The 12,755-nt window shown below is 39.5% G+C and carries 11 protein-coding genes and 1 tRNA gene; 6 read left to right on the plus strand and 6 right to left on the minus strand.

Annotated features, from left to right (window positions below; translation table 11 throughout):
• Nucleotides 1-53: 53 nt before the first annotated feature.
• From M2133_RS06740 to M2133_RS06760, 5 genes are all read left to right on the plus strand, one after another.
• The gene (locus M2133_RS06740) at nucleotides 54-1,898 is read left to right on the plus strand and encodes a HAMP domain-containing sensor histidine kinase (protein ID WP_277465264.1); all 1,845 of its coding nucleotides are present in this window, start codon (nucleotides 54-56) and stop codon (nucleotides 1,896-1,898) included.
• A 25-nt stretch (nucleotides 1,899-1,923) separates the two neighbouring features.
• A complete protein-coding gene (locus M2133_RS06745) occupies nucleotides 1,924-2,775 on the plus strand; it encodes a sugar phosphate isomerase/epimerase (protein WP_277465265.1) in 852 nt (283 codons plus the stop codon).
• Nucleotides 2,776-2,778: 3 nt separating this feature from the next.
• Nucleotides 2,779-3,813, plus strand: coding sequence for a DUF6340 family protein (locus M2133_RS06750; RefSeq protein ID WP_277465266.1), 1,035 nt, complete (start codon nucleotides 2,779-2,781; stop codon nucleotides 3,811-3,813).
• A 55-nt stretch (nucleotides 3,814-3,868) separates the two neighbouring features.
• Complete coding sequence (locus tag M2133_RS06755; RefSeq protein WP_277465267.1) at nucleotides 3,869-4,333, plus strand: hypothetical protein; 465 nt, start codon at nucleotides 3,869-3,871, stop codon at nucleotides 4,331-4,333.
• A gap of 32 nt (nucleotides 4,334-4,365) precedes the next feature.
• A tRNA-Thr gene (locus tag M2133_RS06760) sits at nucleotides 4,366-4,438 on the plus strand.
• Nucleotides 4,439-4,650: 212 nt separating this feature from the next.
• Here M2133_RS06760 and M2133_RS06765 read toward each other — a convergent pair.
• From M2133_RS06765 to M2133_RS06790, 6 genes are all read right to left on the minus strand, one after another.
• Nucleotides 4,651-5,268, minus strand: coding sequence for a hypothetical protein (locus tag M2133_RS06765; RefSeq protein ID WP_277465268.1), 618 nt, complete (start codon nucleotides 5,266-5,268; stop codon nucleotides 4,651-4,653).
• 19 nt (nucleotides 5,269-5,287) lie between these two features.
• Nucleotides 5,288-6,058: a hypothetical protein gene (locus tag M2133_RS06770; RefSeq protein ID WP_277465269.1), complete on the minus strand. Its 771-nt coding sequence runs from the start codon at nucleotides 6,056-6,058 to the stop codon at nucleotides 5,288-5,290.
• A 343-nt stretch (nucleotides 6,059-6,401) separates the two neighbouring features.
• On the minus strand, nucleotides 6,402-6,989 hold the full coding sequence (locus M2133_RS06775) for a tyrosine-type recombinase/integrase (protein WP_277465270.1): 588 nt from the start codon (nucleotides 6,987-6,989) through the stop codon (nucleotides 6,402-6,404).
• Nucleotides 6,990-7,131: 142 nt separating this feature from the next.
• The gene (locus M2133_RS06780) at nucleotides 7,132-7,587 is read right to left on the minus strand and encodes a JAB domain-containing protein (protein ID WP_277465271.1); all 456 of its coding nucleotides are present in this window, start codon (nucleotides 7,585-7,587) and stop codon (nucleotides 7,132-7,134) included.
• 689 nt (nucleotides 7,588-8,276) lie between these two features.
• A complete protein-coding gene (locus tag M2133_RS06785) occupies nucleotides 8,277-10,133 on the minus strand; it encodes a hypothetical protein (protein WP_277465272.1) in 1,857 nt (618 codons plus the stop codon).
• Nucleotides 10,134-10,362: 229 nt separating this feature from the next.
• A complete protein-coding gene (locus M2133_RS06790; protein ID WP_277465273.1) occupies nucleotides 10,363-11,100 on the minus strand; it encodes a phage Gp37/Gp68 family protein in 738 nt (245 codons plus the stop codon).
• Nucleotides 11,101-12,078: 978 nt separating this feature from the next.
• Here M2133_RS06790 and M2133_RS06795 point away from each other — a divergent pair.
• The gene (locus M2133_RS06795; protein WP_277465274.1) at nucleotides 12,079-12,645 is read left to right on the plus strand and encodes a hypothetical protein; all 567 of its coding nucleotides are present in this window, start codon (nucleotides 12,079-12,081) and stop codon (nucleotides 12,643-12,645) included.
• The last annotated feature ends 110 nt before the right edge of the window (nucleotides 12,646-12,755 follow it).

Raw genomic sequence — 12,755 nt, forward strand, 5'->3', positions numbered from 1 at the left:
ATTATTTTGCGGATAAAAACTTCTAAAGTGTTTTTTTTCATACATTTGTCGTCATGAAATATTTTCGGTTATTACTCGTGTTGTCTCTTCTGCTCCCTGTGGGTGCTGTCCAGGGCCATCGATTGGCTGTGGATGCGGTTGCGCAGTTGAGGACTCAGCAGCCTGTCGATCCGGCGGATAGCTCGGCCGACAGCCTGCGCGATCAGATCAAACAGTGGGAAGCCGCATTCCTTGAGGAAGAACGCTACGACGATTTGGAACAGTTGCATTTCGAATACATCTCTCTGTTGATCAGCAACCTGCGTAACGTTGAAGCCCTCTCGGCTATCGAAGACCTGCGGGCGTTGAGCCTGGAGATCCAACATGAGAAGGGTGTCGAACTGGCCGATCAGGCCATGGCCAACTTCTACATGGAGAACGATATGCCGTCTGAAGCCGAAGACCTTTACCTTTCGATCCTCGAGCGGAAGAAAAACCGGAAAGCACCCGTCGATGAACAACTCTCGATCCTCAACCAGCTCTATACCAAATCCACCAGCCATTCCCGCCGTATGCAGTTCCTGCGCGAAGCGGAGGATATACTCAATGACTATATGATATCGGGAGCGGACGCCTCCCAACAACCGCTTTACGAAGAAGAATACGATCTGCACCGCAGCTATGGCAATGAACTGATCTTGGCCTCCCGTTTCGACGAGGCACGTGCCCATTTGGAGAAAGCCGAGGATATCGTCAAGGCTCATCACATCAACCGGGCACAGACCGAACTGCCACTGGTGTATCTCAATTATTACATGAAGCGGAAAGACTATACAAATGCTTTGTCGTATATCGACCAGGTCGAAGCGAATGCCCGGGCACAGCATGCGATCACGGATATCTACGATGTATTATTGCGCCGGGCGGAAGTTTACCGCGCTGCCGGACGGAATGATGAGGCGGTCGAACTCTACGATGAGATTATCGAACTCAAAGACCTGATCCGTCAGAGCGATTTCCACAAGCTACTGGCCAGCGTACGTACACAATACGAAGTAGAGAAGCTTCAGACCGAGAAAGACCTGATCCAGGAAGATGCACGTAAAGTGCGCAACCGCATGATGGGCCTGGGTATAGGGCTGATTTGCCTATTGATCATTATTGGCGTGATGGGCTTCCTGATCCATACGATTCAGAAGAACCGGCGCGAGCTGAAGATCGCCAAGGAAAAGGCGGAAGAAGCCGACCAACTCAAATCGGCTTTCCTGGCGAATATGAATCATGAAATCCGTACGCCGCTGAATGCGATCGTCGGCTTCTCACAAGTACTGGTCGATGAAGAAGACCGTGACAACCGCAAGGAATTCGCCGATATCATTGAAAGCAATAACGAGTTATTGCAACGCCTGATTGCCGACGTATTGGATATCTCCAAGATCGAATCGAACTCCATGTCGCTGATCTATAAAGAATGTGATATGGCGGCGATGATGCGGGAGATCTATAATGTGATCAACCTGCGCGTGCCGCCGGAAATCAACCTGATCATGGAGCCGGTCGAACCTTTCGTATTCGAAACCGATCCGAACCGCCTGATGCAGGTCTTGACCAATATCATGACCAACGCGATCAAACACACACAGAAAGGACATATCCGTTATGGTTATGAAGTGACCGAGGAAGAAATCTATTTCTTCATCGAAGATACCGGCGAAGGCATACCCGAGAACCGTTTGGAGAGCATCTTCGACCGCTTCACACAGTTGGAGAACGGCAAGAAAGGGGTTGGCTTAGGTTTGGCAATCTGCAAGGGATTGATCACCAAGATGGGCGGAAAGATCTGGGCAACCTCCATACTGAAGGTCGGCTCCGTCTTCCATGTGAGCCTGCCCCGGGTCAAACCGGTCAATATAAACTAAACTCAATAGAAAAGATATGAAAGAGATGAAACACTCAAGACGTACATTTGTCAAACAAACATTGGCAGGTGCTCTGCTATTCGGCACCGCTCCGGCGATTAATGCCTGGCCTTCTAATGTGATCAAACCAAAAGCGGCCAAGGCGGTTAATCCCTTTCAACTGGGGATGGCCGGTTATACCTTTGTGAACTTTGATCTGGAGACGACATTGAAAACATTACAACGGCTGGATATACATTATCTATGTATCAAAGACTTCCATCTGCCTTTCGACAGTTCGGCAGAACAGATCCGGGCTTTCCATGATAAATGTGCCTCATACGGGGTGACCGGTTATGCCGTCGGCCCGATCTATATGCGCAGTAAGGAGGAGGTCGACAATGCCTTCGAATATGCTAAGCGGGTAGGGGTGAAGCTGATCGTCGGTGTGCCCAACTACGATCTTCTGCCCTATGTCAACGAGAAAGTCAAAGCCTACGACTTCCATTATGCCATTCACCTGCACGGTCCCGATATGCCGCTCTATCCCGACGCTACCGATGCCTGGGAGAATACGAAAGACCTGGATGCCCGCATGGGGATGTGTCTGGATATTGGTCACGACCTGCGCAACGGCTGTGATCCGGTGGCTGATATGAAGAAATACCATTCCCGGGTATTCGATATCCATATCAAGGACGTGACCGACTCCACGAAAGCGGGTGTCGGTATCGAGATCGGACGTGGAAAGATCGACTTCCCGGCATTTATCAGCGCACTGCGTGAAGTGAATTATACCGGTGTGTGCAGCCTGGAGTACGAAAAAGACATGAAAGATCCTTTCCTGGGTATTGCCGAGTCGATAGGCTACTTCAAAGCCGTAAGTGATAGCATATAAGCGATGAAAAGAATAGCTTCCGTCTTATTTCTGGTCATTCTTTTAACCGGGTGTCAGTCGATAAAAGAGTTATATATCGAAACCTATAATCCGGCGGAAATCACTTATCCGGAAGCTGTTGCCCGGATTCTGATTGTGAACAATACTGTACCGCAGCCTCCGGATGTGGGGTATGAATTGTATCTTTTAGGCAAACAGCAAGATACCTGCCGGGCCAATGCGGACAGTGCGGCATGGGATGCCTGCAAAACGCTGGGAAAAGCGATCATTGAGGCCAACTATTTCGAGGATGTATTGCTCTATCATTTTCCTACGCGGACTGATGATCGGTTTATCGCGGATGGGAAAATGTCGGCGGAGAAAGTCCGGGAGCTGTGTAAAGAGACAGGGACAGATGCGATTATCTCTTTCGACCGCCTTCTGTTTAATATGCGGAAAGATGTCGATGCCGTTTCGAACGATGAGTTTCAGGGAAAGATCAAAGTGGAAGTGGGCGGTATTGTGCGGACTTACCTTCCCGACCGGACCATTCCTTTGGCTTCGGTGGTGGTGAACGATAGCTTAGAGTTCCGCGAATATGCTGTTCATCAGGAACTATTGGATGTTTTTCTGCCTACTCCCGACGTGGCCTTGCGGGCAGCAGGTACGTATATCGGTGCGACACTCTATCCGACGTTTGTTCCCTATTGGGATGAAGAGAAACGCTGGTATTATACCGGAGCCGGTTCCCGCTGGAAAGAAGCTTCGGCTTATGCCGCTGCCGGGAAATGGACGGAGGCATTGGAAAGCTGGCATACACTCTACACAAAAAGCTCCAATAAAAAAATAAAAGCGAAGCTGGCGTCCAATATGGCGTTGGGCGAAGAGATGACAGGCCACTTTGATAAAGCACATCATTGGGCCGTTACCTCGAAGGACCTTTTCAAAGAGACAGAAGGAGAGGAAGCGATGCATACAAAATTATTACATGCATACACTGCCGTGTTACAACAGCGAATACAGTCGGATAAGAAATTAGATATTCAATTTGGTGAGTGATAGTGCTCCCGTTTGACCATTTATTACTACTTTTGCAGAAAACAGGAAAGTTATTATGAACACAAACACAGCGAAGGTACAATCTATTATTGAAGCAACCTTTGTCTCTGCGATGGAAGGATTGACCGGGAACGGAGCAGGGAGCTTGATCAGCGACCTCTATGTACAGGTTGAGAAAGAAACCGGTGAGTTGCAGATTTACGATGATAGTGAAAACGTATTGAATAAGATCGTTATCTTCGACTGGGTAAAGCGGAAAGACAATGATACGGATAGTTTCTACAAACATGTAGCTGTCACATTGAAAGCCGTGCTTACTGTTTTGTCGACCAAAGGCCTGTTCGAAAACCCCTGTTTCATAAAACCTCTTTCTGTTAGCCTAACCGATGATTCTTTTGTCGTTATTGAAGAACTTCTCTTCATCGACGATGACTTATTTCGCTTGGATGATCCCTTATTACAAGATTTGGATGCCGAATTAGACGATTTTTTAGCCAATCTGCTTTCAGATGTAAAATAAGGTTTTATCTTTGCACCCGAAAAATAATTCCCGCCGAAATAGCTCAGTTGGTAGAGCAATTCATTCGTAATGAATAGGTCGCCGGTTCGAGTCCGGCTTTCGGCTCAGTGGGAAAGAGACAGTTACTTTAGGGGTGGCTGTCTTTTTTTTGTGTTTTATTTTCTTGGTTTACACGTCAGTTTACACAAGTTGTAAGATTAATACTATTATAATTATCTCAAATATCTTAGTGAGACAGCTTTTGGAGAAGGTATATAACCTGAATCTCACGAAAAGCTGTCTCATGTTTTTCAATTCACCAAATAGAGGTGAAGACTTTACCATTCCGGGTACTCCCCAGGGTCTATTGCGTAGTCTGATAACAGATATAAAGGATCAGATTTTGAGTATAAAGATGTCTTATAGCTTCTATCTGTCTTGTATGAGACAGGATCGTATGAAACAATGTAATGAATATATTCATGTGACAATTGATATAATTCATTTTCTTTTAATACAAGAAGAGAAGAATACGATTCTGTATAGGATTTCACTCCATTTATATATGTTTGACCTTCTTGTTTATGCAACCATATCATATAGTAACAATGATAGTTGCTGTTCATTTTAACAACACGAAATATATCCAAATAACTAAACTTAGTTCTTGAAACTGTAACTGAATCAGATGTAATGTGTATAGTTTCATTAACTTTTTCTTGTGAGGATATAACTGGTTTTGTATGTTTAGTAGTAATACAAGATCCAGATAATGTGTAACTTCCAACACTCTTGCTCAGCATCATTTTCGCATCATCAATAGAGATCTTAATGGTATCAACTATGAATTCTGCGACATCTATTTCTTTTTCAGGTGAGTGTGTTTCCTTATCACATGAAGATAATAGACATAACACTATCACCGAGAATAAAGACACGAATATGATCTTTTTCATACGCTAATCTATTAATCATTTAAAACTCAAATCCAAGTTTGCAATTAATTCCACCGACCCAATTTGTAGTGCCATCAGAGTAACTTGAATCTTGATAGTGAAATTCTGCAACTTGATAGAGATATCCAAGAGATAAATTTGCAGCACATTTAGCTGATATCATAAACTTAACACCGAGAGAAGGTATAATATGAAAACCGGTTTCCCTGTATGTTTCATTTTTAGAAATCAGAAATGAATAACCAGCTTTAACCCCTAAAAAAGGGACAATAGATCCTTTCATAAAGTTAGTTCTAATATCTAAGAATACAGGTATAGCGGTGTGTGTATGCTCTGTATAATGCTTAGACACTCCTGCTGCTCTATAAATTTGTGTTCCTGCTCCTGCTCCTATAAACAAATATGGTGAGAATTGATACCCATGACTTGTTGACAATTCATAGATATCGAATATTCCGTCGACCAATGAACTTTTTGTAAAACCTCCATCAATAAACCCACGATAACCTGTAATATCATATTTCTTAGAGAAGTAAGAATTCGGATTTCTTGTTTTATATCTTGCCAAGACTTCTTCTTTTGTGATTTTCTCCACTTCTTCCATTTTGTAAACGAAAATGCTCCCGTCTGCTGTTTGGACTTTGATAGATTGGTTAGGGACTTGTTCAATAACTGAACCTTTGATAACACTCCCATTTTTCAAGTAAATGGTTTCCTGTGCTTTGTTTTGCGAGAATAAAGCTGAATTAAAGCTGAACAAAACGATTAATAGTAAAAATGCTCCTCTCATGAAATTATCGTTGTACCTTCCTGTTCCCTTTGGGAGGTGATTATATATAAAGAAAGCGTGGGAACTGTATTTAAGCTTATCCACTCATCAGGCTCTCGCAAAGCCAAATCGTACAGATAAGCAACAGTAGCCCACGCCATATTATTATATAGTCTATCATAAGATAGATACATAACATAGACGTGAGCGTTTGTTGCTATCACCCCTGTACGATATACAAATTTGCGAGATTTGATGAGTAGGGATAATTCCAATAAACGCTTTTCTAATATGTCATTCCACTTCTCACCGCTGTGAGATTTGGAATTATGCAAATATAACAAAAAGCGTTTGATTATGTTCGTCAGAAAGAGAGACAATCGTAAGTTTCCATTAACTCATCTTGTCTCAATCCCAAATATCGCTTGGTTATACTCACAGAACTATGATTAAACAGTTCCATAAGCTTCACAAGTGCCATTTCTGCATTATCAGAATTTTGGTTGTAAACCTGTCTACCGAAAGTTTTTCTAAGCGAATGACAAGAGAAATTTTTGATCTGAACCTTGTAATCAGTCTTGATCTCTTTCAACTTCTGATTGATCCTCTGGATACTGAAAACCGTTCCTTTTTGTGACACAAGTATTGGAGAATTAATACTGATCGGATTGATATTCTTGTAACACTCCGAAATATGTCGCTTTAGCTGTGTATTGATTCGGATTGTTCTGTTCTTACCGGTCTTCTTCTCTTGTATGGTAAATTCATCTGTATTTAAAATTTGTTTCCATCTAAGAGAGAGAATATCACTAATTCTCAATCCCCAAAATGAGCCTATCGCAATAAGCAACGAAAAGTTATGCTCCCCGTCCTTTGCTAATCGCCTGACAAGGTTTGTCATTTCGTCCCAATTAAGGAAATCCGCTGTTGTGTTAGAATATTTCAAACTCATAATATCTTCTGTTTTATTTGATTATACATAAAAGTGAATGTTATTAAAGATTCAAATTTTAGGTTTCTCTGTAAAGTGCTGATTTATAGGGAAACGTCCACTTTCTATATAAGTGAAGAACATTTCCCTATAAAGTCAAAATTTAGATGCGCCCTTCATCTGCATAACTGAAATAACTCTCTGGCGTTACTATAATGTGGTCAAGTAATGATATATTCATCAACTTACACGCTTGTGAAACTTTTTGTGTCAATAGATCATCTTGGTTGCTTGGTTGCAAGTTTCCGCTTGGGTGGTTATGACTTAGAATTAATCCGCTTGCATTACCCAAAATTGCAGCTTGCATGATGATCTTAATATCCGCACTGCATTCATTTGTACCACCGATTGAAACGGTATGGAATCCCAAAGCTTTATTTGCTCTGTTTAAGAGAATCAGTTTCAAACTCTCATGGTGTTCGATCGTTTCTGAATCAAATACAGAGTTTATAAGTAGCTTGTAAATATCCTGTGAACAGAATATTTGCGGACGTTCGCTTGCTTTTACTTTGTTCTTGTATGTTAGCTTTACTTCGCTAACTGAATAGATGTTTTCCATAATAAATTGATATTAAACTGTTTGTATTCTGTTTAGTTGATAATTTCAGATAAAGGAGAGGGAAAGGATATTTCAACAAGTAAAGACAGAGAGAGTTTTTCTTCTTTACCTGTTAATTTGGGAAGATGCTATTATATTACCTTTAGTAGGCTTTTCTGAGAGGTCAGATTTTTTCTGAAAACGTCCCTTATTGTCCTGTGCAAATTCGAGTAAAATATCCATTTTTTTATTCCACTACCGGAGGCGGACTTGATATGTAGTCAACTGGGGCGTATTCCGCCCCAGTTTTATGTATTAAATTGGATTTTGATTTATCAGGGGAGGGGGGTGTTTTTCATAGAAGTGATTTTTATTACTGTTTTTTCTGATACAGTTTTTTTGATTCGGAAATGACATATATGCCTATAAAGAAAAAAGTAGTTCAATTTTTCTGTCCTTAAATAATTCAGCTAAAAGAAAGTATGAGTTTGGAGTTTCATGGCTAAGAAGTTACCGTCGGTTTTTGTAATAGGATTGCTTGCTCAAATCCCATTCAGAAGTAAGCAGACAGGTCGATATTACCTGTAAAATATAAACTGATTCTTGATTTTTAAATAGGAGATTGAGACGGATGTTTTTTATAGACCCGGCTCAAACTCTCATATAAAAAAAGAGGCTCCCATTTCTGGAAACCTCTCTTTTATGAAATATCAAATTAGCTTTCGCCTTTTGATATGGTAACATTCTGTTGATTTGCCGTCTATTTTCAACGTGAATTTCTCTGCATCAAACCAATTTTCTATATCTGTCGCCTTTGCTGTTAATCTTTTACCTAAAGAATTATATATCCCTTGCAAGGTTTTCTTAATTTTACTTGAGGGGACATCCATCACCTCACCGATTCCTTCCTCTTTCAGACATTTAACGATCTTGTTATCCATTGATGTATCAGAAAGCCTTGTCAATTCCCGACGGATATTTCCAACATGGTATTTCAGACATTTAACCCGATCAACACCTAACAACTCATAAGCTTCTTTTAGCATTGGCTTTGTTTTCTCTATAATACTCAACCTGTCCTCACCATTCGGAAAGTAGATTAATCCTGCCAAAGAATCACGAATAGTTGCATATTCTAAAAACAAATCCATAAATGACACTTTCGCTTTCGGATTTGCAGCGATTTTATCTGTTTCAAAAATATGTGGTGATAAAGACTTTACCTTGAACCCACTTTGGCTATAAGCTGTTTCCACTCTTAACCGGAGCTGGTAGAGGTGTTTCGTTATCTTGAAATTCATTATATCAACTTTTATCAGGTTTTTATCTATAACCAGTTTGTCGTCTATCACAGACAAGTATTTAATATCCATCTCTTTTAGCAATGACTTTATCACTTTTTTTCGGTTGGTTTCACTCATTGCATTAACCTCTTCCACTAAGCTTTCACTTTCGGCTAATACCTTATATGAACTTTGCGTAAACTCTTCCAAGGTTACATTTCCGCTATACCTTGTTTCAGAATAGATATGAGTTACATGGGTATTATATTCTGAATCTCTGATCCGTCCACAAATCTGAATAAACAAGGTCGATATATCCATCAAAGTATGTGATTTATTCTTATCACTCACAATATAGGTTTTGCCCTCTGGGTCGTAAATATCACATCCTTCAAAGCAGGTGGATGTATAAAAATTGATCTTTTTTACAGGATCAGTTGTTTCAGCAATCGGGTAATCATTCCCTAATTTGGTCTGATTCTTTTTCTTCCCTTTCCCCGGATTGTTATTCTTGGAACATATCACCCTTACGTGCTCTGGTCTTATTCCCGTATCTTTTATAACCTTGGCTATGAAATCAACGCTATTGACGAATATATGCAAATTCCCCAATATTTTACCATTCAAAGCATTCACGATTAAATAGCATACTGTTTTTGTCGGGCTATTTGTTGGTTTGGAATAAACTGTTACCTCCTTTGTGTTTTCCCATTTAACTTGTTTGACAGGAATATCTTTCATTTCCTCTAAGAGAAACTCCTCTTCGATGGGTGTCGCTGTCATATACGTGTACTCTTCAAAATCCGAGACAGTATTTAATACTCTTTTTATCGCACAATTTCTGAACACATATTGATTGAACAGTAAATGCCATTCATCGACAAGAATCCCGAATGTATGGAATACTTCTATATCATTATCCAATAACAGTTTCACAAGTCGGCTAAGACTGTCATAGGTAACAAGTAGCTTCCGCTTGCTTTGGGTCTTTACATATTCGACTATCTCTTCATCTGTTGCCGGCTGTATATCATCCTTACTTAACCCGAAAGATGAATATACCCCTAAAATCTTTGTTTCTGTCTCGTTATGCTGAAATAGCTTGTTCTTTATCAAGCTCACAAATGGCATAACAATAATCATATCTTTCTCACATCTAATTGCAAGCTCTGTACCTCCACATCCTGTTCTCCCTTTATCAAGTAAACATTTAGTGGGTAGCTTACTCATGAAATCGCCTAAATACTTTGTTTTTTCCGGTGCATATATTATTTCCGGGGTCATAGTTTTAAAATTTTGTAATTAATAAATCGTTTGATCTTGGTTCTTGGTTTCCAGAAAATTTGACTATTCTTTCTTTATAGAGGTTTTCTATGTTTCGGAATCAAAAATTCTGGAATCGGAATCTATGATCTAATTAGCTGTTACAGAAAAATTGAGTAGTTTTTCTTTATAGACATTTTTATACTTTCAGAATCAAAAAATCTGTAACAGCAGTTATCTGCATTTCTTCTTAGTATATCTGCATTCCGAAAAAGGACGGAGTATATTCCGGTATTTCTTTATACCTCTTACCATTTAATAGGTCTCCTCCGTCTCCATACTTACCGCCCCATTGTTTAAAGAAGAATTTCACATTCTGATCTTTACATTGTTGTTGTATGTCAAGAACCCATTCTTCTTTCATTGGTCGTGCATTCTCCGCTTTCTCTCCACCGACAATTACCCAATCAATACCTATTAAATTCAGATTATTCAGCGAACCGAGTAAAGGTTCTATTGATAAGAATTTCACTTTCGCATCCGTCTGTCTTAGTAAGTCAATCCGGTTTATTACCTTTTCGTTCTCGACTGAAACACCCATCCAAATGTTATCTGTCCATTTTAGTTGTGGATTCAATTCAAGTAGGCACGCCGGGCGTTTAGTCAAAATTTGGAAAGTAAGATGCTCATTATGGTGCATTACTTGAAATACTTGCTTGATAAAGTCAAATGGAACATCTTTGTGAAAAAGATCACTCATTGAATTGACAAATATCTTTTGTGGCATCTTCCATTTATATGGGAGAGACAAAGTTTCAGGATGACATTTTACTATATCGAAACCATACTTGTACTTCTCTTCTCCTTCTAATCTCTTTTTATTTGCGATGTCTTTCGCATAGCAATTTTTGCATCCATCGGATGTCTTAGTGCATCCTGTTACCGGATTCCATGTTTGATCTGTCCACTCAATCGTGGTGTAACTCATAGTCGTTTTGTTTTAGTTTATAGCAATTTCAATCTTATTTGTTGGCTTCCAGAAAAATGAAGTAATTATTCTATATAAGGATTTCGGAGTGTTCCGGATCAAAAATTCTGGAATGGAAATCTAAACTTGTTTTGGGTGCAGACAGAAAAATTGGATATTTTTTCTTCTTAGAGGTTTTAACCATTTGCGGATCAAAAAATCTGGCGCTATAATCTATGTGGTTTGACTCCAGAAAAATAGAAAAAATATTCTTCTTAGACATTTTACCTGTTTCCGGATCAAAAAATCTGGAAATGAGAAGTAAAAAAATATGAACCTTTCAACTCATCTTTTTTACGACACTCACACCTGTGAGTTTGAGGTATGTTTTAAATGATATTTTTCGGAGTGAGAAGGATTTGAAACAAATAATGCGCTGTTTTGTAGAGTTTTTGCCATGCGCACTCTTCCCGATCTTGTAATACAAAGGTACGAAAAAAAGAGGAGACTGCAAAATCAACGCCTAAGAAAATTTCAGGCAGGTAACAAACACTTCGTTTGGTCGTTTTGGGGTTAAAAATCAACCTGAATGTACGTGTTTGTGGTAGCATTCACCTCGGTTGTACATTTTCTTGTTATAAAACATGGAAATTGGATACGTTTATGTTTGGACATGTTGTTTTTCGGTATTAATTTTGCAATCCCTTTAAGCATTTCAAGCGTGAAATGCCTTGGATATGGTAGTGATACCGTATGTTTAACGTATTGAGTAATTTGCTTAAGGCTAAAGCAAAGCAATGGGAGCGTTGCTTTATTTTTTTAAATAGGTTCTCCCATCAAAATTCTAAATATTTCATTATTTATGAATGGGATCAGTCAGTCAATTAGTGTTACATTTTAGTTTTCATGTAATACGATCATAGTTTATGATTCACGACTGACTATATCATTCGACTGAAAGCTGAATTAATTTATTTGTTTTATTAAATTTTATTCACAATGAAAGAATTTAGAACAGTTGTAGAAGAGCTTGCTGAAGCCAAAAGGTTGTTAACTGAAGCGAATGCGAAGATAGCCGCACTCGAAAATAAGAGAGTAAAAAGAGTTGAATCCATGAAACGTAACCGTAAGATAAACCCTGAAGAAAAGGGTTTTAATGCGGTATTACAAGCCTCCCGGAAGGCTCTTGAAAGCCAGCAGTTTAAAGACCCGTTTACCCTTAATAGAATTATTAAGGATAAAATAGTACAAAGAAAATATGAGAAATTCACTTTCTTTTCTATTTATAACGAACGGATTAAGCGACTAAAGGATATATCCACTTTTATTTCCGATTGTGATTTTCATAGTTTAGATGCTGATATTGTTGCCCAGCACATCGTCTCGCACGGTGAAAAGGAAATGAGTTCAGTGTTTAAGTTTGGTCTGATTTCTGCGATTGGAGAAGATAAGTTGAAACTAATGAAGAAACCTATCTTTGATAAGACAGAGTTGGATTTAAATACCTATGAGCTGGAGCCGCATCCTGATTCTGAACAATCAATAGAAGTAGCAACTCAAGAATAGTGACTTATTATAGACTGGGGAGTACCAAGGCGCCCCGGTCTATTTTTTTGTTATGATGTCAACATAGTCCACTATTTGTTCTGTAAGATATAGTTTAAGCAAAACAATTA

It is taken from the genome of Parabacteroides sp. PF5-6, assembly GCF_029504695.1.
Classification (GTDB): Bacteria; Bacteroidota; Bacteroidia; order Bacteroidales; family Tannerellaceae; genus QVMG01.

Bases quoted from the DNA above. Each gene is read 5' to 3' on its own strand.
- M2133_RS06765 (WP_277465268.1), bottom strand. From the start codon at position 5,268: ATGAAAAAGATCATATTCGTGTCTTTATTCTCGGTGATAGTGTTATGT.
- M2133_RS06775 (WP_277465270.1), bottom strand. From the start codon at position 6,989: ATGAGTTTGAAATATTCTAACACAACAGCGGATTTCCTTAATTGGGAC.
- M2133_RS06755 (WP_277465267.1), top strand. From the start codon at position 3,869: ATGAACACAAACACAGCGAAGGTACAATCTATTATTGAAGCAACCTTT.
- M2133_RS06750 (WP_277465266.1), top strand. From the start codon at position 2,779: ATGAAAAGAATAGCTTCCGTCTTATTTCTGGTCATTCTTTTAACCGGG.
- M2133_RS06770 (WP_277465269.1), bottom strand. From the start codon at position 6,058: ATGAGAGGAGCATTTTTACTATTAATCGTTTTGTTCAGCTTTAATTCA.
- M2133_RS06785 (WP_277465272.1), bottom strand. From the start codon at position 10,133: ATGACCCCGGAAATAATATATGCACCGGAAAAAACAAAGTATTTAGGC.
- M2133_RS06745 (WP_277465265.1), top strand. From the start codon at position 1,924: ATGAAACACTCAAGACGTACATTTGTCAAACAAACATTGGCAGGTGCT.
- M2133_RS06740 (WP_277465264.1), top strand. From the start codon at position 54: ATGAAATATTTTCGGTTATTACTCGTGTTGTCTCTTCTGCTCCCTGTG.
- M2133_RS06780 (WP_277465271.1), bottom strand. From the start codon at position 7,587: ATGGAAAACATCTATTCAGTTAGCGAAGTAAAGCTAACATACAAGAAC.
- M2133_RS06795 (WP_277465274.1), top strand. From the start codon at position 12,079: ATGAAAGAATTTAGAACAGTTGTAGAAGAGCTTGCTGAAGCCAAAAGG.
- M2133_RS06790 (WP_277465273.1), bottom strand. From the start codon at position 11,100: ATGAGTTACACCACGATTGAGTGGACAGATCAAACATGGAATCCGGTA.